This is a genomic window from Sphaerisporangium fuscum, from assembly GCF_018531465.1.
Taxonomy (GTDB): Bacteria; Actinomycetota; Actinomycetes; order Streptosporangiales; family Streptosporangiaceae; genus Sphaerisporangium; species Sphaerisporangium fuscum.
Window position 1 is genome coordinate 1 of the sequence record NZ_JAHDTF010000059.1, and the last position, 21,669, is coordinate 21,669.

The window sequence follows — 21,669 nt, forward strand, 5'->3', positions numbered from 1 at the left end:
GGCCCGGGACCGGCCGAAGAGCCGCATGCCCGGTCCGGCAGGCCGCCGGGCGCGCGGCCCGGCCGCGCGGCGGGTGGGCCGCCGCCCTTGATGACCTACAAGAACAATTCGGCAATCAGCGATCGGCAGGCCGGTGGGAACCTGGGTTGCCAAGCGAACGCCCCTGACGCCTGATCAGGCACCCGCGCCTGGTTCGGCAACGGCGCCTTCGTCGTACTCGGCGTGTCGGGAAGACTCGCGGGACCGTCCTCAAGAGCGCCGCGAGGTCTTCGCGTACGCGGGGCGGGTCGCTGCCCTCGCTGTACTGGTGAAGGCCTCGGCGACCGGCCCATCCGTTGGTCCCCGCCGAGGCCTTCAGCGCGCAACTGGAGTAACGCGCTGGTGATCTACCCGAGCGGGTTGTTTCGGCAACTCCGCCGGCGGCCAACGGCCGCCCTTGATCTAGTAGAGAAAATTTGCATTCGATCATGGCGCGGGCCGCGACCGTGCAGGTCAGGCGACCTGGTGGTTGATCGTGCCGGTGTAGAGGCCGGCCACGGCCTGGGCGGGGATGGTGACGATCAGGGTGGGGTTCCAGCTGGCGGAGTTGTCGCCCGAGCCGGTGGTCTTGCTGAAGGCGGTGCGTGGCTGGTCCAGGGTGACCGCCGCGGCGGCGTTGGCCTGCCCGGGGACGAAGGTGCCGGTCCCGGTGGTGGCGGTGGCCGGCCCCGACCAGTAGGCGACGCTGGAGGCGGGGATGGTCTCGGCGGCGGTGCCGGTGCCGGTGGTGAAACTGGTCGCCGACACCGTCGCGGTCCAGGTGGCCGTCAGCGCGGCCCGCTGGTCGGAGACGGTGACGGTACCGAGCTGCCCGGTGATCTGGTTTCCGGGGGTGTTGCTCCCGATGTTCACCGGCCCGTTGGGCACGGAGATGGTCAGGGAGTCCGGCGCCGTCACGGTGAAGGTCACCGTGGTGGGGCAGGTGGTCGAGGCGGCACAGGTGCCGGCCTCGGCGGGCGGGGCCGAGACCGGGGCTGTCAGCAGCGCGGCGGCGATGACGCCACCGGCGAGTGTGGCGCTTCGACGGGTCGGTCCAGGCAACTGCCGCTCTCCCTTGATGAGCCCCGGCGTGACGACAACGGGTGATACGTGAGCCGATCTTGTGTCAGTGACCGGGGCGTCCCGAAAGCGGCCGAGCGGCGCCTTGCAGCCTTTTGATCACTTCTTGGGCAGCAGACGATGCAGGGCCCGTTAGCGCCCCTTCGCGCGTTGCGCGTACGCGTGTCGCGCCTCGGGCCGCCCCTCCGAGACGGCCCGAACATCAAGATGCATAGGTACATCGCCGGTGACTTCCCGGCGTCGCCCTGGTGCTCGTCGACCCGCTGCGGCCGCGGCCGTTGAGCTGCCCTGAGGGCCGTAAAACCGACTTACGTACTAACTTGCTCCGCGACGATCATGAGATTTGCGCGCTGCCGTGTCGCTCTGGTGGTCGGCCTCGTGGGGCGGGTGAGGGCGGTAAGTCAGGCTTGAGCCATAACTTGCTCCCCGGAAAATGCACGCTGCGGGCGCGGAAATACGGCGGCAGCCTGTCGACGGCAGGGCGGGGGGACGGTCGCGCACGATCACCGCTAGAACGCGCTGTGGCGGCCGCTACGGCGCGCACCGCCGCTCGCGAGTATTCGGGCGCGTGCCGGGACCGTAAAGGGCTTGTGGGCGGGACGTCGCCGGGCGACGGAGCGGGCCGGATTTCGTCACCGGATACGGCGCCACCGGCGTTACGAATCGGCGGCGAGGGCCTTCGCCAGGACGGCATGCGCCTGGGCGAAGGTGGCCGGCCATCGGCTGCGGTGAGGCTCAGCGGCGGCCAGTACCGCGCGGGCGGCGACAGCGAGCTCGGCAGTGGAGCGGCCGGGCCGGGTGGCAGCGTGCAGGCCGTCCAGCGCCTCGGCGATCGCGACGGCCAGGCAAACGGGCAGCGGCCCGGCGACGGCCAACGAGGGATCGGCGACGGCCAGGAAGTTCACCGCCGCCTCCTGCACCGTCAGGCGCCTGGAGGGTGGTTCCTCGAGGACCGCATCGTCGTAGACGGTGATGTCCGCGTCGTCGGCCAGCTCGGTGTAGCGGTGGGCGGCGCGGGCGAGCTGGTCGGCGCGCTCGGCCAGGGCCCGCGTCAGGTCGACGAGTTCGGCCCGCCACTCCGGCGACGGGGTGGCCTGCTCCATCAGCTCGGCCAGGTATCCGGCGTCCTCGATGGTGTCCGCGGCGGCCTCGCGGATGTCGGCCAGGACCTGCCCGGCCTGCCCGGCGTTGTGACGGGCGCGGCGCCGGTCGCGGTAGGCCGCTTGACGGCAGACGGTGGAGCAGAACCGCGGGGATCGTCCCCTCGCCGGACGGTGTAGGACAGTGCCACAGCGCGCGCACAGCAGCTCACCCGGCAGGGGCATACCGCCTCCTCGACGATGTTTCGTAACGCCTGCTGGGCGGCGTATCGGCGACGAAAGTCGCTGATACCTTAGCACTGCTGTTGATCTTGGCTCTGTCGTCTGGATCCGATCCGACGTGTGGGTCCTGTGGTTTCCCCGGCATGACGAGAGGGGCGCTCCCTGGTGGGGGCGCCCCTCTCGTCGCAGCAGTCGTGAGGCTTCAGTTGGCGTGGGGTTGCTGCTGGCGGGTGAGCTTGTAGGTCGGCCCGGGGTCGGGCATGGCCGCGTCGACCTCGACGCCCATCAGCTCGGCGCGGATCTCCTCCTCGGTGGCGCCGCCGCGGCGCAGGGCCTCGGCTAGCGCGCCGCCGAACTCGGCGAGGGCGACGTCGTAGCGCTCGAAGTTGTTCTTCGCCATGGCGTTCTCCCCGTTATTGGGTGCGTCGGTCATGTCGTCTCACGTCCCTTGGGCGACGCGTTCGATGTCGTGCTCGGCGATCCCGAACTCGCGGTCGTCGTCGGTCAGGACCACGTACGGGAAAGGGGTCGGGTACTCGCGGACCTTCACGATCCGGCAGACCGTCCCGCTTCGGACGGTGAAGCGGACCTGGGCGTCCTCGCCCTCGTCCGCTAGGTCGTCATCGGTGTACGACACGTGCTGTGTGACCAGGAGCCGCACGCGGTCGCCGAGACCGAACGCGCGGTCCGGGACGAGCGGCTTGGCCCACCGCTCGTGGGCGGACTGGCGGGTGATGCCGACCGCCTCGCCGATGTCGGCCCACGAGTGGCCGGCCTCGCGGGCGGCGTGTACGGCGCCGGTGAGCCGGGCCTGGGCGACCTCGACCGCGCGGGCCTCGCGGCCGACCGCAGCAAGGCGCGCCGGCGGCAGGTGCTCGCTCCACTCGGCGCGCATCGCGTCCCTGATGTCCTCGGAGGCGTCGCCGTACTGGTCGACCTCCACCCAGACCAGCCGGGCCGCGCGGTCGTGCTCCTCGGGGGAGCTTGCCCGCCGCCACAGCGGGCCGCGCCAGCCGCACTCGCACATGCTGCGCCAGCCGATCGCCGCGTGGCCGGAGACCACCTCGGGCGCCCCGGTGTCGTCCAGGCCGTCCGGCCCGTCCCTGCGCACCAGCGCCCCACCACCGCCGGACCCGACCGAGACCCGGCCACCGGAGAACACCGCAGCGTCCCAGCCTTCATGGCCGACCGCCTCGTCGCTTACCCAGGCCATCGCCTCACCCTCCCGTCTAATGTCAGGGTTTCCTGACACTCTCCACGATGTCAGGCAGCCCTGACGTCGGCAAGTCGCTTAGCGGAAAAGGTGGGGCTCCAGCCTCGGCTCGCGCGCCCGCGCGCGCGAAGAGACGTTGCGAAAGTAGCGAAATCCGGGCTGCCCACTCCCGCGTGCCTGCGCGTACGGGCGTCCCTTGGGGGAGTTCCGCGAGGACGTGCAACGCGCGCCCGCGCGCGAAGGAACGTCGCAAAAGTCGCGAAATCCCGGCTGCCTGATCGCGCGCCCGCGCGTAGGGGCGTCCCGAAAGTCCCGAAACCCTGGGGGTTTCGCCAGTTTCGGCAGGACGTCCCACGCGCGTACGCGGCGGTGAGCAGGCGTTCGCACGTACGAACCCCCTCGCGTACGCGCGCGCGTGGGCGCGTCGGAAAACCCCTCTACCTGCCCGCGCGTCACCAGGCGGGGAGTTGCTGCGGCCCGGCGCCGGGGGTGGGAGCGTCGAACAGGTCGAGCTGCCCGGGGTCGACGTCGGCGCGGTCCTGAAGCTTCAGGCAGCGGCGGCAGGTGACCTCGCCATGGTCGGGGTGGGCGGCGCCGGGGTCCCAGCCGCTGACGCCGACCATGCACGCCGGGCCGGGCATCAGGTGCCCGCCGAGCCACCGGGTCATGGCGACCTGGTGAACGATGCCCGAGGAGCGGACGCGAAGGTGCGCCCCGTCGGCGTAGGCCGCGCGGGCGGCGGCAGCGATGACGGCCAGGGCCTCGTAGGTGTCGCTCACGGGCCGACTCCGCGCATGACCGGGTTCTCCCACACGCGCGGCCGCGGCCGGCCGCAGCGTTCTTCGCCGGTCATCAGGCGCCGCCGCCGAGGATGGCGGCCATGCGGTAGGCGGCGTGGGAGTCGAGTTTGCGGCGGCCGCGGTTGTAGCGCTGGGTGGTGACCGGGGAGGCGTGGCCGAGCATCTCCTGCACGTCGGCGATCGGCACTCCGGCGTCCAGCAGTGCGGTGGCGGCGGTGGCGCGGGCGGTGTGCGGGGTGAGCTTGGTGTGGTCGACGCCGGCGGCGTTGGCGGCGCGGCGCAGCGCGGTGGTCATCCGCCACCGGTCGAAGGGGCGGCCGTCGTCGCGGGTGAACAGCGGGGCTTCGGCCGGGCGGTCCAGGAGCGGCTCGATCAGGGCGCGGACCCGGGGCGGGATGGGCAGCCGGTCGGTCTTGCCGCCCTTGCGGCGGAACAGGATGACCAGGTGCCCGGCGTCGAGGGTGAAGGAGCCGACGGTGAGGGCGACCAGCTCGCCGACGCGGACCGCGCAGACCGCCAGCAGCGCGACGGCGGCGGCGTCGACCGGATGGGTCGCGGCGATGGCCTCGGCGCCGTCGACCAGTGAGGTCTGCTCGGCGACCGTGCGGGCCGGGGTGGTGCCGATGGTGGAGACCTCGGGGCGTTCCACCGGGTCGGCGGGGTTGGCGGCCAGGACGCGGCGGCGCACCGCGTAGCCGAACAGGCTGGAGATGTTGGACAGGCGGCGGGCGATGGTGGAGGGCGCCAGCGGCTTCCCGGGGCGGGCGAGGCCGGCGCGGGCGGTGCCGGTGGCGATGGTGTCGCGGTAGTGGGTCAGGTGGTCCTCGCTCACCTGCAGCAGGGCGACGCCGGGGGCCTCGGCGGCCAGCCATCGGACGAACGCGGCGGTGTCGGCCAGGCGGGCCTGGCGGGTGGTGACGGCCTTGGCGGCGCGCAGCCACGCCGCGACGGTGGACCAGGCGGCGGCCGGGAGCGCGTCGACGGTGTCGACGTCGGCGCCGGGCACCTCGCCGCCGTCGCCCTTGGCCCGGCGCGGGGACAGGCCGGGGATGTCGCCCACCGAGCGCACCATCGGCGCGGGCAGCGCCACCGCGCCGCCGGCTGGCCGCTCATCGACGGCCGCGGGGGAGGGGTGTGCGGGGCGGAGGAGCGCGGTCGGGATGATCTCGGTCACGCCGTCGAGGATCTCACATAATTAGCATTGTGTGAGAGAAGTCCGGGGCGACCGGCGGCACCGAACGACACCGGCCGAAACGCGCCGACAGGCATCCGGGGTCAGAGAGATTTGGAACGGAATCCGGCGTTAACGAGGTTTCCGCTGCTCAGTGGGCCGCCGCTCTCCCCTCTGCCGAACGTGGCCCGCGCCGGAATCCGTTCGAATTCACTCACCGGAGGCCATCGCGATAGGCAGTGGGGCACATTCTGCCGTAGCTGGTCCATGCCACCGAGTTAGCTGACACCGAGGCGGGCCACGATCCCGCTGATGGTCAAACTCGGCGGGACCAGCTTGAGCCCCGCGGCGATGGAGGGGGCCCGCAGCGATCAACGGGTGCGCTACCACCCGGTGCCGACCTCCTGCACGAGGGCTGACGCAATGCCACGATCACGGCGGATGAGGACACCTATTGGCGGGCTGGCGCGTATCGGCGGGAAACGTGTTCCACGTTGCGCGGGCGTCACGCGGTGCCGCAGGCTGTGCCCGGACGGTTCGAGGCCGAAGGCGTCGTACGGCAGGGCGGTCGCGGCAGGCGTCGCCTCCTGCCGAACGGCTGGCGCGGTCAGGGCTCGACGCGGGTGAGATGTCCTTCCATCCGGGTGATCTTCAGCAGGCGGAGCGTTCTCTCGCCACTCTCCTGCCGGGGGACCCTCCCGTGCCGATCTAGCGTAGCGGGGCGATGGGGCCGTCGGGTGAGATCAGGCGGGTCTGGAGCATCTGCTCCACGTGGCCGGCCACCTGCGCCTCGGTCAGCCGCCGGAAGCCGTCGGCGTCGATCACCGACACGATCGGCCAGATCCTCCTGGTCACGTCCGGCCCGCCGGTCGCCGCGTCGTCGTCGGCCGCGTCGTAGAGCGCCTGGATGAGCGTCATCACCATGTCGTCGGCCGAGGCGCCGTCGCGGTAGAGCTTCTTCAGCGACCCGCGCGCGAAGATCGAGCCCGAGCCGATGGCGTCGAACCGCTTCCGCTCGTACGGCCCGCCCGCCACGTCGTAGCTGAAGATGCGTCCCTCATCCTTGTCGAGGTCGTAGGCGGCGAACAGCGGCACCACCACCAGCCCCTGCATGGCCATGGCGAGGTTACCGCGGATCATGGTGGCCAGCCGGTTGGCCTTGCCCGCCACCGACATCGTGCGGCCCTCCATCTTCTCGTAGTGCTCCAGCTCCACCCGGTACAGCCGGGCCATCTCGATGCCGGTGCTGGCGGTGCCCGCGATGCCCAGGCACGAGTAGTCGTCGGCGCGGAACACCTTGTCCATGTCGCGCTGGGAGATGACGGTGCCCGACGTGGCCCGGCGGTCGCCCGCCATGACCACGCCGCCGGCGTAGGTGGCGGCGATGATCGTGGTCGCGTGCGGGACCTGGTCGCCGATCGGGGTGGCCAGGTCCCCGTCTCGCGGGGGCAGCAACTCGGGTGCATACGAGCTGACGAACTCCGTGAACGAGGAGTTCCCGGTGTTGCCAAAGAGCCGGTTCACCACGCCGGAAGGCAGATTCCTGTTCGATGCCACGCGGACTCCCTCCAAGGGGTCGGTGTCCCTGCGGCGACCCTACTCGTGTCGGGTCGCCGTCTGCACGTGCCGCAATCAGGTCACGGCGATCCCCGTCTTGTCGCCCTTGGCCCTGGTGCGGCGCGTCTTCGGGTCTGGGCAGCTACCGTCGACGTCGCTGGCCGGGCTGTCTAGTGGTCGGTGATGAGGGCGTCCAGGGCGGCTTGTTTGTCGGTTGCGGTCGGCGGGGCGTAGCGGCGGGTGGTGTCCAGCGACCGGTGCCCCAGGAGTTCGGCGACCAGGATGGGGTCTGTGCCGTCGCGGATGAGCTGGGTGGCGAAGGTGTGGCGCAGAACGTGGGGGCTGAAGGGGTCGGCGGGGTCGTCGCCCAGGCCGACGGCGTCGCCGAAGCCGGTGATGATGTCGCGGGCGGCGCGGTCGCTCAGGCGGCCGCCGCGGTGGTTGAGGAACATGGCGGCGTGGGTTTCGGCCCTTTTCCAGCCGGTGCGGGTTTCCAGCCAGTCGGTCAGGGCCTGGCGCAGGTCCGCATGGACGGGTAGCAGGCGGATCTTGCCGCTGTCGCGGCCTTTGCCGCGGATGCGTAGTTCGCCGTTACGGGCGGATAGGCGCACGTCGGCCACATCGAGGCCGACGACTTCGGAGATGCGCAGGCCGGCGTAGTAGGGCAGCAGGGCGATGGCCTTGTCGCGCGGGGATGCGGTGAGCTGGACGTGGTGGATGTAGCGGCGGGTGCGCTGGGCGTCCAGGGCGTGGGGGGCGGTGCGGCGGGAGTCGCGTTCGCGGCGGGCCTGGGGTTTGCCGAGCCCGCGGCGGGCGTAGAAGTCGTCGATGGCCGACAGGTAGGTGTCGATGGTGTTGGGGGCGCGGCGGCCGTTTTTGAGGTGGCGGCGGAAGTCGCCTACCGCGCCGGTGGCCGCGATGGGGTCGGTGAAGGGGTCGCCGTCCAGGGTGCCGGCGTCGGCCTGGTCGGCCAGCCAGGCCAGGTAGCCGCGCAGCCGGGAGGCGTACTTGGTCTTGGTGCCGTCGGCCAGCGGGGCGTGCTCGAGCGCGGCGGTGTAGTCGGCCAGGGCGGCGGCGTGGGGAAGGGGGAGCGGGACGGCCCGCGGCCGGGTTGTGTTTCCGGAAGCCGCTCCGGCCGGTGGTGTGGTCTGTGGGGTTGCGTTTCCGGAAGTCACCCTCTCAGTCTACTTCCGGAAACGTGTGTTTCCGGAAGTCATGAGGTAGGGTGGAGACACCGAGGACTTTTCGAGCGTTGGCACTCAGGTCGGCGTCGCCCCCGGCGAACCACCACCGGCCCCCTTAAGGGGCCCGGACAGGTCAGGCGACCATGACGCCGACACTTCTCTCTCAACCCGCGCCGCTGAGCCCCGTCTCATCGGCGATTCCTCGGGTCGATTCCGCGCTACGGCTCAGTCTCCACCCGGTGCTCGATCGGCGAGCCGTGGTGGACGGGGCCTGGTGGCCCTACTCCCGGGACGCGGCCGCCGAGTTGCCCGGCCTTATCGCCGCCGTCGACCAGCGACTGGGCCGCACCACGCTGCGGATAGGTCTGTACCGGGACGCGTGGCGGCACATCCCGCGCCGGATTGCGGCACGCGGGCGCCAGGTCCGCGTCGGCTGGTTCCGCTACACCGACCCTCACGTGATCACTCTCATCTTCGCCGCCGGTGAGCCGGTCGTCCTGTTGATCATCCCGCCAGGTACCGCCGTCGGCGCCGCCGAGGCCACGCTCAAGCTCACCGTCCAGGACACCACCGGCGTGACCGCCGACGACATCCTCACCCTGGCGAGCCTGTCACGCGATCCCGTGTTCCGCGCGGGGACGACCGACGGTTCGGCCCGATGGGAGAACGAAGGAGGATCGGTCATCGCGCAGGAGGCGACCGCCTTGGGCGACCGACCGTCGGCACCCGCGTGAGATGACCCATGTGCCGCCTGCCGGCCGGATCGAGCGGTCCAGGGACCGCCCGTTCCGGCGGCGGACCAATCTCCGGCCGGCAGGCTTCTCATCTCACTTCAGCTTCTTAACTCAAGGAGACCTTCCATGACCGTCACCGACACCTACCCGCTCGGCCTGGCCGACACGTCAAGGCCGACCACCGTCCACCTGTCCGGCGAGATCGACATCTTCACCAGCGCGGCGCTTCGCCGGCGACTGCTGAGCACGTTGCACTACAGCACGAGCCTGCTCATCCTCGACCTGTCACAGGTGTCGTTCTGCGATGCCGGCGGCTTGGCCGTCCTGGTCGGCGTCCAGCGCCACGCCCGGCTGATGGGCGTCACTCTGGCCCTGAGCGCGCCCCGCCCGTCCATGTCCCGGCTGCTGCACCTCACCGGCCTGGACCGCAGCCTGCCGATGGTGGCGTGACACCGGTGCGCGCCCAGATCCGGCAGGCTCCGGCCCCGGCGGCCCCGGCGGCCCCGGCGTACGACGGGCGATCGGCGTTCCCGCACGGCCGGCAGCGCCTGACTGCTCCTGCCGGGCACACGGCGCTGACGGCCACGATCGTGCTCGCGCCGTTCATCGCGCTGGGCGCCGGCATCTGGCTGGCGTGGGGGCGCGGGATCACCCTCACCGACCTGCTGCTGGCCGCCTTCTTCTATGTCGTGACCGGGCTGGGGGTGACGGTCGGCTTCCACCGGCTGCTGACCCACGGCTCCTTCACCGCCCGCCCGTGGCTGCGCGTCATCCTGGCCGTGGCCGGGTCGATGAGCTTCCAGGGCAACCTCATCGACTGGGTGGCCGTCCACCGCCGCCACCACGCCTTCACCGACCGGCCCGGCGACCCGCACTCCCCCTACCGCTACGGCACCGGTCCCGGCGGGCAACTGCGCGGCCTGGCCCACGCCCACGCGGGCTGGCTGTTCACCCACGAGCCCACCTCGGCCGCACGGTACGCCCCCGACCTGCTGCGCAACGACCCGGCCATGCTGCGAATCTCACGCGCCTTCCCGGCCCTGTGCGCCGCCTCCCTGCTCCTGCCGTTCGCGGCGGGCTGGACGATCAGCGGCAGCCTCTACGGTGGGTTGACCGCGTTCATCTGGGCCGGCCTGGTCCGCGTCGCCCTGCTGCAGCACGTCACCTGGAGCGTCAACTCCCTGTGCCACATGATCGGCGGCCGGCCCTACGGCACCCGCCGCCACGACCGCTCCACCGACCTGTGGCCCCTGGCCCTGCTGTCCTTCGGGGAAAGCTGGCACAACGGCCACCACAGCCAGCCCCGCTGCGCCCGCCACGGCCGCGGCCCTCGCCAGATCGACCCCTCCGCCGCGCTCATCAGCCTGTTCGAACGCCTGAACTGGGCCACCAACGTGCACTGGCAGCCCCCCGACGTCCTCCAGCACCATCGCACGGTGGGGAGCAAACACACGCTGCGCACCAGCGCCCCAGCCTCTAGGGAGAGTATCGGGTTGCGATCAAGGGGTGGTCCGGGTGAGGTCTTTGACCCAGATCTGCGCACGGCAACGGCGTCACAGCGTTGATCGACTCTGTGCCGACCAGGAACAGGGAGCTCCAGCCGGGCACGACGCGGCGGCCGACCACCCGAAGGCCTATACGGGGTGTCCACCAGCGCCTCTACAGCGACCGCGCCGCCAGCTCCGGCAAGCGGAGGTTCTCCAAGACCGCCTCCTAACGGACGCCGATAAGCCCATTCGCTCACCTTGCACGGCCACACCAAAAAAAGGGGGGCCTGCGCAGCCCCCTCTTACCGTCGGAGATCCCCGGCAAAACGAGGATTCTGTCCCGTTACTCCCAGGTAAACATGAGGACGACAATGTCGCCGGTGCCGGGGTGCCGGGCAACGGCGTGCCCGGCTTGGACCAGCACCCAGGCTACCGCCAGGTGCACCGCCGCGGACAAAGACGGCTGGGCGGCGCTGACGCCCGCCTCGGCGCCGCCGGCGGGCAGCCCGGCCGGGTAGTACGAAGACCTCCACCGGATGCCCACCCCGCCGCGCACCTCGAACACCTCAAGCCCGCCCCGCCTGTCCGCTTCGTCGCACACCGGGAATCCCACCCAGGTCAGGTCATGGCGGACCCGGGCGAGCAGGTCCGCGACAGAGGCGTCGAGCATGCCCGGCACTTACCCAGCCTTCCACCAGACAACCGCGGGGCCCACCAGCGGTGAGCTGCGGGAACGGGCTTAGCGTACGTTTTCGTTCCGCCACACCCCCCGAGGCCACCGGCGCCATGCTGCCCGGCAAGAAGAAGACCGGCCGGCCTCGCGCTATCGGCTCGCCGAGCTGGCCACACTGCGCCGCCTAGTCGACGACGGCGTCTCGGTCACCGAAGCCTCCCACACCCTCAAGTCGGCCGCTCCACCGCCTACGCGGCACTCACGCGACGCTGACCAGCAGCTATGCCATCCCGCGGCCCGTTTCTGCCGTATTCGTGTGGCACCCCAATTACACGCGAACCCGGCACCCGAGATCAGTGTTCGGTCAGGAAGTCGGCGGGAGAGATCTACGCTTCCCTCATCCGCTCGATGCAGCAGCCGTCGGTCTGGTCGCGCCCCCGGGGATCGACCGACCATCGGGGTGGTCGACCCGCGTCTCGTCCGTGCTGGACGAGGAAGGGGAAGCCATGGCTGCCAATCGTCGGCGGCGTCGCCGGCCTGACTGGAACGCGTGGGGACCGCTCATCTTCCGAGCGCTCCTCACCGCGCTGGAGATGGCGGCGAGGTGGTGGATCGGCGGGCCCAGGTAGAACCCGGGCCCGCCCGCGCGAGTCGCCCCCGTCGTGATTGGCCATCGGGGCGGGGGCGGCCTCGTGATCTGCCCACTGTAGACATCTGGCCTGCGGCTCCACTAATCCGTGATGGAGCTCATCGCGGGAATGAGCACACCCCTGGGGATGGGAATCCTCTACCTCGCCCCTCGAAGCGCTCGGGCGCCTGCAGACCTTCTACTGCGACCGCACCTGCCCATGTCAGCGGAAGGATGTCCGTTTTCCCACGCCGCGCGGACGCCGGTCCGGTGGTGCGGCCGAGGGATCTGTTCCTGGGGGGCGCGACGGTGTTTGCCCGTCTTCTGGGTTTGCCTGTCGGCCGTGACCGCCCTGTGCAGCTCTCTGGTCAATGAGACTTTCAGCAGCTCACATGTCCACGATGACCACGGGCCGCTTGCGCTCGTGGCCCTGTGGCGGCGGGCCGACGAGCACCAGGTGGAAGCCCGCCTGGTCGTGCAGGCGAGCCGGGTCGACCTCGTTCTGGTAGCCGTGGAAGTAGCGGAACAGCCGGATCCGCCCGGCCTTGTGCAGCTCGACCAGGGCCCACCGGGCCGACTCGGCGGGCAGGCGCAGGTCCTTGGCCAGCGAGGCGATCGTGGTGAGCAGCGGCCCGCCGAACATGCCGGAAGCGCTGTCCCAGATCTCCTTGGCGGTGTACCCGACGACGTCGTCGGGCACCTCGGCCGGTGGGGTGACCTCGAGGTCGGCGAGCATCGCCGAGGCCTCGGCCAGCGCGGTGGCCAGCCGCCCGCGGGCGCCCCAAAGCACGGTGTTGTTCCCCAGGGCCGGGCCGGCGGCGGCGATGACGGCCTGCAGCTGCTCGATCCGCTGGATCCACCCGTGCCAGTCCAGCGCCTCGCCCTGCCCAGGGTGCCGGGCGTCGGCTCGGGTGAGCTCGGCGACCCGGGCCTCGATGTCGCGGGCGAACGCCCGCCGCGGTTCCTCCTCATCGCGCAGCCGGTTCACCTGGTTCAGGTATCCGGCCTGCCGCTGCTCGTACACCCAGTCCTCGTCGGGGTCGTCGACCGTGGGCTGGTCGCGTTCGGCGGCGAGTTCGGCTTCCACCGCCTGGTCGACCGCGTTGCGGAAGTCGGAGGCGAGCCGGTCGAGCGCCTCCCACACCCGCAGGTAGGCCCGCGCCCACAGCACCTCGGTCGCCCCCAGCGTCGCGTCACCGACCCGGTGCAGCCGCTCGTAGTCGACGTGCCGCTGCTCGCGTTCGGCGGCCGCCAGTTCCTCGGAGCGGCGGAGCTGCTCGCGGGACCGGGCCGCCTCGGCCGGCACCACCGCGGCGACGGGCGTGCCGTGCTTGGTCAGGTAGGCCACCTCATCCAGGTAGCGCGCCCGGTCGGCCAGCTCGCCCAGCATCTTCCGCGCTTCCCGCAGCCCGACCTCACGCCCCGCCGGCGGCTCCGCACCGGCCCCGGCTGCGGCCGTGGCGGTGTCCGGCGTCTCGTCTTCGAAGACCATGAGCCACATGTGTACACAACGAGCACAAGGCGCGCCGGGGAACGGTTACATGGACCGCGTGATCGACAGCGCTTGCCAGTTCGGGATAGCCACGGCGCAGTGTCACCGGTAGCGTCACGGCCGTGACCGACATGTCTCCTGGTGACCTACAGCAGTTGGAAGACGACGTCGCTCAGTTGCTCGGCGCGGCCGGGCTTCCGCGCGCGGTCTCGGAGAAGTCCGCAGGGTTCTCTCTCCGCCGCCATCGCCGGGGGGTCGATGTGCGCTGGTCGGTGGACCCCGCCTTCGATGAGCTGACCATCGGCCAGGACGATGATCACCCAGTGGTGCGTTTCGAGCTGGACGTGTGGAACGCCATGGTGAGCGCCTTTGCCGAGATCCTGGTGAAGGCCGGCTACGCGGTGCGCATGCGCATGCCCAACGCCGAGGATCGAGATTTCGAGCTCACCGTCCTCGCGGGGCCGAACCAGGCTGATGGTCGGTGAAGCTCATGCTGAGTGCGGTCTGACACTCGTCCTCGACGGGGGCAGACCAAATAGGCGTGCCACCGGAATACGGCTTTGCCCGTCTTCTGGGTTCGCCTGTTGGCCGTGATCGCCCTGTGCGGCTCTGCTCCTGGCAGCGCCGAGCCGCAGCGATGCCTTCTGCCCGACGGTCGGCACCTAGGCGCGTTTTCCCTGGTCAGAGCGTTGTGATCATGGATGTGAGGGCGAATAATCGTCTTTTGGGGTTCCGTGTGGAGCTGGCCAGGCTGACCGAGCGGCACCCTTGGAGGCCAGACCCCCTGGGGGTGCTTGACCGGCGATCCGGGCCGGACCCACGCAGACGGCAGACGTCACTGCGGAGGGACACACCATGGCCAGCAAGGTCGGAAATGTCACCCAGCGCCGATTCGACAATCTTGTCGACCATGCGCAGGACCTGGTGCAGACGATGACCAATCACCAGTTCGCCATCGGGGATATGGCGCTGGAGATCGAACCGATGCGCCGCACCCGCATGGGGCAAGACGACGGGATCTATGCCTCGCTGCGCACGTTCGCCGACGAGATCGGCGAAGTGTTCGACACGGTGAGGGGATGGCGCTGGGTCGCCGACGCGTGGCCGGCGGACCAGCGGTGTGACGATGCCAGCTACAGCGTCCACCGGGTGATGGCGTCTCATCCTGACCGGTTCACGCTGATCCGCGAAGCGCCAGTGGACCGGCGCGGCCGCCGCCACTGGACCGTAGATGCCGCGGCCAAGGCCGTAGGCCGCGGCAGTAACTGCGCGTCCGCTGACGCGCAGTCCAGGACCGCGTCCCCTGAGGCACAATCCGGCACCGCATCCCCTGACTCCAGCGCCGCGCCCCCTGAGGCACAGTCCAGCGCCGCATCCCCTGACCCACACTCCAGCGCTGCATCCCGTGACGCGCAGTCCGGCACCGCATCTCCTGACCCACTGTCCGGCGCCGAGGCGGTCCAGCAGATCCGCGTACTGGCCTCCGATGACGCTGTGGCGTCCACCGTGGCTGCGGAGTTCCTGAGCCGGCCGGAAGTTGCCAGCCGCGTCATGGCGGACCCGAACACCCGACGTCAGCTGTACCGAGCACAACGCGACCACGACCAGCAAGTACAGGACGCCGCCCGGGAACGTACACCCGCGATCAAGCACGTCGAGCACTCGATTCATTTCCTGGAGCTGCTCAGCACCGGCCATGCCTTCGTCACCGGCATCAAACGGCTCATGCCGCAGATTCAGACCAACCCACTGACCAGGCAAGAACGTGACGTCATGCACCACGTCCTGGACCAGGCGCAGGCAGCCGTCGACTTCTGCCGCAGCGTGATCGACACCGGGACCATGGACGAAGAGCTGGTGAAGTTTTTCGACGAGGAGGGGGAGCCATGACGACACCACAACGACGACCACGCAGGACACGCGCCGAATCAGGCGAAGAAGTGCTGCGTCACCTGCTGGAGGTCGCCCCGGACAGGTTGACCAGGGCGGCGCTGCTGGAGCGGATGGAGCCCGACTACAGCCCCAGCCAGGTGGCCACCGGCACCCTCTGGGTCAAGGAAGTCGGGGCCAGTCGTGAGGGGCGGCCCTTCACCTCAAGCCGCAAGAACGGCGCCGGTTTCCCCGACGACCCGCAGGAGTGGACGGAGTACGAACTCGGCCAGGGCAAACGCGTCTACAACATGCTGGACCGGGTGCTGAAGAGCACGATAGACCCGCATCTTCAGCAGCGTCCCGACGACCCGATCGTTCGCAGGCTGCACGAGCACTTCAGCACCGCCGTACGGGAAGTGGGCATCGGGCTGGAGGAGCTGAAGCACCCGCCGGCCACGCCAGCCGGCGTCTGATCCCGCCTCCGATCACGAGGGGTCCTCGGCGGGCAGTGCGCGAAACCCGCGGCGACGGGCGGTGGCCTGCACGTAGGGCACGTGCGTAGGGCAGGTGTCGATCACGGTCACCTGCTGCCCGGCCCCGTCGATCAGGCGCAGCTGCTCGGCGGCCGCCGGCACCTGGCCGTAGCGGTCGACCAGGCCCCGGCCCACGCACACCTCGCACTCGGTGTAGCTGCCGGCCGGGAGCGGCGGGGCGGGCACCTGGACGGTGATCTCCCGGATGACCTCCACGACCTCGACGCGCGTGATCGCGGCCCGCTGGGCGGCGCGCACCTCTTCGGCCGACACCACAGGCGCGGGCGCGATCCACTTGGCGTCGACCTTCGCGGCGGCCTCGGCCAGACGCTCGCCGAGCGGCAGCGCCGCCCGGCGTTCCCGCTCGGCGATGGCGGCGAGCTTGGCCTGCCGGTTGCGCTCGTTCTGCTCCCGTCGCTCGGCCTTCAGAGCCTTGGCCGCCATGGCCTCCTCCAGCCGCCGGGCACGGGCCTGCTGGACATCCTTTGGACTCGGCATGCCAGCGATTGTCCCGGCCGGGCGGGCGCGGACATCGGTGACACTCACGCGCCGCGCACCACACTTGACGCGTTCGAAGACCATGAGCCATGTGTACACAACGAGCACAAGGCGCAGGACAACGCCCGCATCTATCCGGCGGGGTGGTCGGGAAGCGGCGCGCTGGGGTCGATGCCCCGTTCGGTGAGCTCACGCTGGAAGGCGTCCTGCGGCTCGGTCCATCGGGCCGGCCGGGGCAGGCCGTGCCGCTGCAGGACCTCCCGGCGGAAGACGTCCTCGGGCTCGGTGAAGGCCTGCACCGCCCGCTCCGGCGCGGTCGCGCTCGGCGCCGGGGTGGAAACCGGGCGAGGCGAGGCGGGACGCTGCCGCTTGGGAGCGTGGCCCAGGCCGATGCCGCGCTCGGCCAGCAGCGCTCGGGCCCGGGCGGCGTGACCGGCCGCGTCGGCCGGGCGTTCCAGGCGCTCGGAGAGCTCGGCGCGGCGGGCGGCCTGCTCGGCGCGCACCTGCTCGGCGGCCGCGGCGCGGGCCCGGCTGGGCAGCTGCACGCCGGGCCGCAGCCGGCCGTGCTCGTCCAGCCAGGCGGCGAGCCGGTAGCGGACCCATCCGGGCAGGTAGCTGGGGGTTCCGGCGAGGGCCCACGGCCGCCCGTCCGGCAGATTGTTGATCATGTGGATGGTGTCGCCGAGAGTCCCTCCGCAGGCGAATACGGGCCTGAGCAGGCTACGGAGGTGCCGGTCGGACACCCGCCTGAGCGTCAGGTCTCCCCGCCGTGCAGCCGCGCAGGCCTCCAGCATGTCGCGCCGAGTCGCCGGCGTTGCGGTGAGCGGCCAACCCGGGGCGGTGTCGCGGGTCTCGGCCCCTACGCGCGCGCGCCCGCGAAGGGCGGAACTCTTGTCCCCTGAGGGGGGACAAGAGGGGGTCCAAGTTTCCTCAACAGCCCCGCTGGCCTCGGCAGTCACACGAGTCACAGCGGCGCGGGCGGTGTGGTGGGGGACGGCCAGGACGTACTCGGCGGCCTCGTTGCCGCGCCCGTCGTCCAGCAGCCCGCACGCTGTGCCACGCCGGTAGCGCAGGATGCTGCCCCCGGTGACGGTGCCCAGCAGCCCGGCCCGGCGCAGCCACGCCAGCCACGCCGCCACCGTCGAGCGGCCAAGGCCGGTGCGCTCCATCAGCACCGCCCACGTCGGCCTGGTCGTCAGCGTCGTCCAGTCGGCGTGCCGGGCCAGCACCCACGCCACCATCATCAGGTTGCGGTACGCGTCAGCGCGCAGCACCGCGACATCGGGGTGGGACTGCACGGTGTGGATCCACACGCCCTGGGAGGCGGCACGCCGGGCACCCTCGGGCAACGCGCGGAAGATGGCCAGCCGGCGCGAGGAGAGCAGGGCGGGCAACCCGGCCGTACGGGCGGCAGGTGCGGGTCTGAGGGCGGCACGCCTCGGCGTGTCATTCGGGCATGACGAGATTGCCGCCAGGGGAACTGCTATCGTCTTCTCCTGACGTGAAAAGGCAGCAGCACGCCAACGCCGTTCCGCTCACCCGCCGGCCAAGCATCGGAGCAGAACGTCGAAGACGTGAAGACAGCTACTCGGTATGAAGTTGAAAGAGGCGCCTCGCTCTGCGGGGCGTTTTCTTTTTGCCTGAGGCGACTCCTGGTGGGGTTTAGAACTGAGTCAGCCCCACAGCTTGCCAGAGTCCTGATCTCCGCGTGGCTGTTGACGGCCTCGAACACACTGGCGTGTCGCCAGGCGTAGGCACATCCACACCCTCCGATGGACAGACCGGGCGATGCGAGCGCGCTGTCGCGGCCGTGTGCGGGCACGCGAACGGGTGGACACGAGCATCGGCCCGTGCCCACCCGCTGGTGTACGTGTCTCACTGCGCCGTCGTCTCCTTGGCGGCGCAGGCTGGACCACCGTGAGCGACCTCATCAGCCGGAATCAAAGATCCGTGATCGTCTTGTGACTCCACGGCGGCCGCCGGGCAGTGGCCACACCAGCACCGCGCCGGAGGGCAGTACGCCCCGGCGCCCGGCTCGGCCTCGCCGGCGAGCGCAGCCGGGCTGTGGGCGCTGCAGCGCGGGCCGACGATGTACATGCGGGTCTGGCTCCTGCCGCACCGCCCGGTCGACGTCGACCGGGCGGTGCGGTGTGGGTCTGGCCGGTGCTGAGAGTGCCGGTAGGGCGGCCGCCAGGGTGTCACCCGCGGCGGACAGCTCGATGTCGAGGAGCATGACGGTCATCGCTGGCCGCCGGTGGGCCGAGGGCGGCGCAGGTCGCGAAAGGGGCGGACGACGAGCGAGCCGTCCGAGCGACGGATCAGTACGTTGCGCGGGCCACCGCCCGGTCCCCAGCGGATGAGGACCACGACGGGCTCGCCGCGCTCGAGGTAGGTCCGGCCGATCATGACGCCATCCGTTCGAGCGAGGCGATCCACTGCTCGGCGGCCACCGCGCCCTGGTAGGCCTCGGTGACGACGGTGGTCAGGTGGGACCGCAGGTCGGCCAGGGCGGCGGTGAGCCGGTCGGTGGCGTCGACCACCCAGGGGTCCGGGCAGGTGCGGCCGAGCTGGCGCAGCGCCCAGGCCAGCGCGCCCAGTCCCTCGAGTTCGGGGTCGGCGGCGTCGGGGGTGTAGATGGTGCGTACGGCGTCGGGGTCGAAGGCGACCAGGGTGCGCGGCGAGGTGGTCATCGGGGTGCCCCTTTCTGGAAGCGTGGTCAGCGGGTGAGCCAGGTGAGGATCTTGCGGGCGGCGTCGATGAGGGTGTCGGCGTCGCCGATGTCGGCGACGTCGCGGCGGGTGGGGCGGGCGGGGGTGCGTTCGGTGCCGGTGAGGGTGCGCGGGTGGCAGCCCATGGCGGTGGTCTGCAGGTCCAGGGCGGTGTAGCGCAGTTGGAAGTCCTCGTCGGTGCGGGCTTCGGCCAGGAAGCGGACGATGCGTTCGGCGCGCTGTTTGACCTCGGTGACGTCCCAGGCGCGTGGGGTGATGCGCAGGGCGATGTCGTAGGCGGCGGTGCGGATCTGCGGGTTGTCCAGTGTCATGAGCAGGGTCTTTCTGGTGGTGCCGGGTGGTAGTGGTCAGGAGGTGGTGGCGGGGGCCCACAGGTCGCCCTGGCGGCGGATACGGCCCTCGCCTTCCAGGGTCTTGAGGCTGGCCTTGACGTCGCCGAGGGTGGCGCCGGTGGCGGTGCGCTGGGCGGCGTGCAGGATGGCGGCCACATCCAGCGGCCGGGCGCTGGTGGCCAGGGTCTGCTCGACGGCGGCGGCGACGTCTCCGGAGGTCGCCCGTGGGGCGTCCTGGTGGGCGGGCTGCGGAGCGGGGACGGTCTTGGTGCGCTTGGCCTTGCGCAGCGTGTTGTCGAAGTCGTCGAAGAAGGCGGCGGTGACCTCGTCCAGCCGCCCGGCCGGGGGGCGGGAGGCGATGCCGTAGGGGTCTTCGGGGATGACCGAGCGGAAGGTGGCCTGGCGGCGGTCGATGCCGACGATGTAGCCCAGGCCGTGGGTCTTTTGGCCGTTGTCGAAGTACTGCGGCAGCTTGGAGGGGTCGTTCAGCATGCCGAGCATGCCCTGGGAGACCGAGTCGCCGGTGCGGAAGGACACCACGGTGCCGCCGGCGATGAGCATGGAGCGCAGCGGCTGAGCGACCAGGTCTTCCAGGCCGGGGAACTGGGTGACCAGGTTTTCCGAGGCGCCGGCCTTGCGCCAGGTGCGGCCGCCCTTGGCCAGCAGCGCGACGGCCTCGCCGTTGCTGCCGCCGTAGGTGGGGTCTTTGAGCAGCAGCGGCGCCTCTTCCACCAGCATCGCGAGCAGGACCATGTCGCCGGGGTTGCCGGTGGGCAGCAGGAAGGGCTTGCCGCGGCGTTCGCGGCCGCGTTCGTCGACCCAGGCGACGCGGCCGAGGTACTCGGCGCGGCGTTCCATCGCGTAGTCGATCTTCCGCAGGAGCGTCATGCAGTCCTCCACGCCCATCGCCGACAGCGGAACGTGGTCGTTCCAGTCGGGCTGGGACTGGCCTCCTTGCGGGTCCAGCAGCACGTTGACCACGGCCGGGCAGATGTGGCCCTGGGACAGCAGGGTGCCGATGAACCCGGACTTGCCGCAGCCGGTGCCGCCGGCGATCAGGCCGTGCTGGGCGCCGCCGGTGGTGGACCAGTACTGCCAGTGCGCGGGGGCCGAATCGGCGAAGAACCCGACCCGGGCGATCCCGGTGGAAAGGTCGATGGGGGTGCCCTCGTGTTCGAGGTAGCGGGTGCGGGTCAGGTGGTCGGAGCGTTCGATCACGGTGATGCGGGCCTGGGAGTTCACGCCGTTCTTGGGCGGCTCGACCATCACCTGGGCGGTGTTCTTGTCGTAGGCGGATGCGATCTTGCCCAGGGCGTTGACGGCGGTCGCGGTCTCCTGTTCGCCGGAGACCAGTTGCACGTCGGCTGCCCATCCGCCGGTGACGGGTTCGGGGGTGCCCAGCACGCTGCCGGGCAGCGCCTTGCGCGGGGCGGCGACCCGCTCGGCCCAGATCCGCTGCTGCAGGCTCAGCCCGTCGCCGAGGTCGGCCTGGGGCGCGTGGGCGGTGGTGCGGGCGGAGGCGGGGATGAAGGCGCTCTTGTGCCGGTGCCAGTAGGGGATGGCCATGACCACCCCACCGGCCCACAGCAGCGCGGCGACCCAGCCGAACGGGCCGAACAGGGCGGCCAGGTTCAGCCATAGGCTGCCGGCGGCGGTGGTGCGGGTGATGGTGCTGCTGCCCCGGGCGCTGCGGGCGGCGGCGATGGCGATGATGCCGCCCAGCGCCGAGACGCCGAGGCTCCAGGCCAGCGCCATCGGCACCACGCTGAGCAGCCATCCGGCCAGCTGCAGGGCGACCAGCACCAGCACCGGGCGGATCATCCGGCGGCCGCGCCACAGGGTGGAGCGCAGCGGCGGCCGCGACCTCGCGTCGGCCTGGTCCTGGTCGCCGTGGCCGTCTGTCACGGGGGCGGTGGCCGCGGTGGGGGCGGTGCGGGCGCGGCCCGCCGATCGGGTGGTGGTGGCCATCGAAAGAGCTCCTTTGAGCATGCGGATCGGTGAAGTGAGGACAGGGGTTCGAGGGGGCCGTCGGTTCAGCACGCCCCGCCCGCCGTGTGGGCGGGCGGGGATGCTCACCCGGCGGCGAGGCCTCGTCGTAGAAGTCGACGTCGGCGACGTTGGCCGATCCGCCGGCGGCGGCGATCGCTTCGGCGACCTGGTTGTGCCGGGCCTCGACGTGGGCCAGCAGCCCCGACACCCGGGAGCGGGCGCCGGTGATGTCGTCCTGGTAGGCCGACAGGCCGTTGATGGTGTCGGCGTCCATGCCCTTGCCGGACAGCGAGGACATCAGGCCGTCCAGGGCGGCGACCCGCTGGTCCATTGCGGCGATCTCTCCCGACAGAGCGG

General features: G+C 71.1%; 22 protein-coding genes. 6 read left to right on the forward strand and 16 right to left on the reverse strand.

The genetic code is table 11. The features are described from left to right. Positions 1-492 precede the first annotated feature (492 nt). From KIK05_RS44825 to KIK05_RS49320, 8 genes are all read right to left on the reverse strand, one after another. Positions 493-1,080, reverse strand: a complete 588-nt coding sequence (locus KIK05_RS44825) for a hypothetical protein (RefSeq protein WP_250564517.1) — start codon at positions 1,078-1,080, stop codon at positions 493-495. Between the two features lie 674 nt (positions 1,081-1,754). Continuing rightward, positions 1,755-2,423 (reverse strand): hypothetical protein, encoded by a 669-nt coding sequence (locus KIK05_RS44830; RefSeq protein WP_214417042.1) that lies wholly within the window; start codon positions 2,421-2,423, stop codon positions 1,755-1,757. 199 nt (positions 2,424-2,622) lie between these two features. Next, positions 2,623-2,853 carry a hypothetical protein gene (locus KIK05_RS44835; RefSeq protein WP_214417043.1) on the reverse strand — a complete coding sequence of 77 codons (231 nt, stop codon included), beginning with the start codon at positions 2,851-2,853 and terminating at the stop codon, positions 2,623-2,625. A 6-nt stretch (positions 2,854-2,859) separates the two neighbouring features. Further along, on the reverse strand, positions 2,860-3,633 hold the full coding sequence (locus tag KIK05_RS44840) for a hypothetical protein (protein ID WP_214417044.1): 774 nt from the start codon (positions 3,631-3,633) through the stop codon (positions 2,860-2,862). A gap of 452 nt (positions 3,634-4,085) precedes the next feature. Then, positions 4,086-4,412 (reverse strand): hypothetical protein, encoded by a 327-nt coding sequence (locus KIK05_RS44845; protein WP_308250417.1) that lies wholly within the window; start codon positions 4,410-4,412, stop codon positions 4,086-4,088. A 73-nt stretch (positions 4,413-4,485) separates the two neighbouring features. Further along, positions 4,486-5,607, reverse strand: a complete 1,122-nt coding sequence (locus tag KIK05_RS44850; RefSeq protein ID WP_214417045.1) for a tyrosine-type recombinase/integrase — start codon at positions 5,605-5,607, stop codon at positions 4,486-4,488. 705 nt (positions 5,608-6,312) lie between these two features. Beyond that, positions 6,313-7,161, reverse strand: coding sequence for a proteasome subunit beta (gene prcB / locus KIK05_RS44855; protein ID WP_214417046.1), 849 nt, complete (start codon positions 7,159-7,161; stop codon positions 6,313-6,315). 170 nt (positions 7,162-7,331) lie between these two features. Continuing rightward, complete coding sequence (locus KIK05_RS49320; RefSeq protein ID WP_214417047.1) at positions 7,332-8,336, reverse strand: tyrosine-type recombinase/integrase; 1,005 nt, start codon at positions 8,334-8,336, stop codon at positions 7,332-7,334. 152 nt (positions 8,337-8,488) lie between these two features. On the opposite strand from KIK05_RS49320, the gene KIK05_RS44865 reads away from it, so the two are divergent. From KIK05_RS44865 to KIK05_RS44875, 3 genes are all read left to right on the forward strand, one after another. Then, complete coding sequence (locus tag KIK05_RS44865; protein ID WP_250564518.1) at positions 8,489-9,079, forward strand: DUF5994 family protein; 591 nt, start codon at positions 8,489-8,491, stop codon at positions 9,077-9,079. A 126-nt stretch (positions 9,080-9,205) separates the two neighbouring features. Then, complete coding sequence (locus KIK05_RS44870) at positions 9,206-9,529, forward strand: STAS domain-containing protein (RefSeq protein ID WP_214417049.1); 324 nt, start codon at positions 9,206-9,208, stop codon at positions 9,527-9,529. A 5-nt stretch (positions 9,530-9,534) separates the two neighbouring features. Next, the gene (locus KIK05_RS44875) at positions 9,535-10,644 is read left to right on the forward strand and encodes an acyl-CoA desaturase (RefSeq protein WP_308250418.1); all 1,110 of its coding nucleotides are present in this window, start codon (positions 9,535-9,537) and stop codon (positions 10,642-10,644) included. A gap of 265 nt (positions 10,645-10,909) precedes the next feature. On the opposite strand, the gene KIK05_RS44880 is transcribed toward KIK05_RS44875, so the two are convergent. Then, on the reverse strand, positions 10,910-11,236 hold the full coding sequence (locus tag KIK05_RS44880; RefSeq protein ID WP_214417050.1) for a hypothetical protein: 327 nt from the start codon (positions 11,234-11,236) through the stop codon (positions 10,910-10,912). 1,019 nt (positions 11,237-12,255) lie between these two features. Beyond that, positions 12,256-13,359 (reverse strand): type II toxin-antitoxin system prevent-host-death family antitoxin, encoded by a 1,104-nt coding sequence (locus KIK05_RS44885; RefSeq protein WP_214417051.1) that lies wholly within the window; start codon positions 13,357-13,359, stop codon positions 12,256-12,258. Positions 13,360-13,481: 122 nt separating this feature from the next. Here KIK05_RS44885 and KIK05_RS44890 point away from each other — a divergent pair, with 122 nt between their 5' ends. From KIK05_RS44890 to KIK05_RS44900, 3 genes are all read left to right on the forward strand, one after another. Next, positions 13,482-13,844: a hypothetical protein gene (locus KIK05_RS44890; protein ID WP_214417052.1), complete on the forward strand. Its 363-nt coding sequence runs from the start codon at positions 13,482-13,484 to the stop codon at positions 13,842-13,844. A 370-nt stretch (positions 13,845-14,214) separates the two neighbouring features. Then, entirely contained in the window at positions 14,215-15,249 is a 1,035-nt protein-coding gene (locus KIK05_RS44895) for a DUF6192 family protein (RefSeq protein ID WP_214417053.1), read from the forward strand. Next, the gene (locus KIK05_RS44900) at positions 15,246-15,704 is read left to right on the forward strand and encodes a hypothetical protein (RefSeq protein WP_214417054.1); all 459 of its coding nucleotides are present in this window, start codon (positions 15,246-15,248) and stop codon (positions 15,702-15,704) included. Before KIK05_RS44895 ends, KIK05_RS44900 begins: the two co-directional genes overlap by 4 nt. Positions 15,705-15,716: 12 nt before the next feature. Here KIK05_RS44900 and KIK05_RS44905 read toward each other — a convergent pair whose 3' ends face one another. From KIK05_RS44905 to KIK05_RS44930, 6 genes are all read right to left on the reverse strand, one after another. Then, positions 15,717-16,262, reverse strand: coding sequence for a hypothetical protein (locus tag KIK05_RS44905; protein WP_214417055.1), 546 nt, complete (start codon positions 16,260-16,262; stop codon positions 15,717-15,719). Between the two features lie 131 nt (positions 16,263-16,393). Beyond that, a complete protein-coding gene (locus KIK05_RS44910; RefSeq protein ID WP_214417056.1) occupies positions 16,394-17,611 on the reverse strand; it encodes a hypothetical protein in 1,218 nt (405 codons plus the stop codon). Between the two features lie 889 nt (positions 17,612-18,500). Beyond that, positions 18,501-18,668 (reverse strand): hypothetical protein, encoded by a 168-nt coding sequence (locus tag KIK05_RS44915; RefSeq protein ID WP_214417057.1) that lies wholly within the window; start codon positions 18,666-18,668, stop codon positions 18,501-18,503. Continuing rightward, positions 18,665-18,952 (reverse strand): hypothetical protein, encoded by a 288-nt coding sequence (locus KIK05_RS44920; protein WP_214417058.1) that lies wholly within the window; start codon positions 18,950-18,952, stop codon positions 18,665-18,667. Before KIK05_RS44920 ends, KIK05_RS44915 begins: the two co-directional genes overlap by 4 nt. Positions 18,953-18,978: 26 nt before the next feature. Further along, positions 18,979-19,302: a hypothetical protein gene (locus KIK05_RS44925; RefSeq protein ID WP_214417059.1), complete on the reverse strand. Its 324-nt coding sequence runs from the start codon at positions 19,300-19,302 to the stop codon at positions 18,979-18,981. 36 nt (positions 19,303-19,338) lie between these two features. After that, positions 19,339-21,291: a P-loop NTPase family protein gene (locus KIK05_RS44930; RefSeq protein ID WP_214417060.1), complete on the reverse strand. Its 1,953-nt coding sequence runs from the start codon at positions 21,289-21,291 to the stop codon at positions 19,339-19,341. Between the last annotated feature and the right edge of the window lie 378 nt (positions 21,292-21,669).

Coding starts and splice junctions, on each gene's coding strand:
- KIK05_RS44840 (WP_214417044.1), bottom strand. CDS start 3,633: ATGGCCTGGGTAAGCGACGAGGCGGTCGGCCATGAAGGCTGGGACGCT.
- KIK05_RS44930 (WP_214417060.1), bottom strand. CDS start 21,291: ATGGCCACCACCACCCGATCGGCGGGCCGCGCCCGCACCGCCCCCACC.
- KIK05_RS44900 (WP_214417054.1), top strand. CDS start 15,246: ATGACGACACCACAACGACGACCACGCAGGACACGCGCCGAATCAGGC.
- KIK05_RS44830 (WP_214417042.1), bottom strand. CDS start 2,423: ATGCCCCTGCCGGGTGAGCTGCTGTGCGCGCGCTGTGGCACTGTCCTA.
- KIK05_RS44920 (WP_214417058.1), bottom strand. CDS start 18,952: ATGACCACCTCGCCGCGCACCCTGGTCGCCTTCGACCCCGACGCCGTA.
- KIK05_RS44880 (WP_214417050.1), bottom strand. CDS start 11,236: ATGCTCGACGCCTCTGTCGCGGACCTGCTCGCCCGGGTCCGCCATGAC.
- KIK05_RS44915 (WP_214417057.1), bottom strand. CDS start 18,668: ATGATCGGCCGGACCTACCTCGAGCGCGGCGAGCCCGTCGTGGTCCTC.
- KIK05_RS44885 (WP_214417051.1), bottom strand. CDS start 13,359: ATGGTCTTCGAAGACGAGACGCCGGACACCGCCACGGCCGCAGCCGGG.
- KIK05_RS44835 (WP_214417043.1), bottom strand. CDS start 2,853: ATGACCGACGCACCCAATAACGGGGAGAACGCCATGGCGAAGAACAAC.
- KIK05_RS44865 (WP_250564518.1), top strand. CDS start 8,489: ATGACGCCGACACTTCTCTCTCAACCCGCGCCGCTGAGCCCCGTCTCA.
- KIK05_RS44870 (WP_214417049.1), top strand. CDS start 9,206: ATGACCGTCACCGACACCTACCCGCTCGGCCTGGCCGACACGTCAAGG.
- KIK05_RS44925 (WP_214417059.1), bottom strand. CDS start 19,302: ATGACACTGGACAACCCGCAGATCCGCACCGCCGCCTACGACATCGCC.
- KIK05_RS44895 (WP_214417053.1), top strand. CDS start 14,215: ATGGCCAGCAAGGTCGGAAATGTCACCCAGCGCCGATTCGACAATCTT.
- KIK05_RS44905 (WP_214417055.1), bottom strand. CDS start 16,262: ATGCCGAGTCCAAAGGATGTCCAGCAGGCCCGTGCCCGGCGGCTGGAG.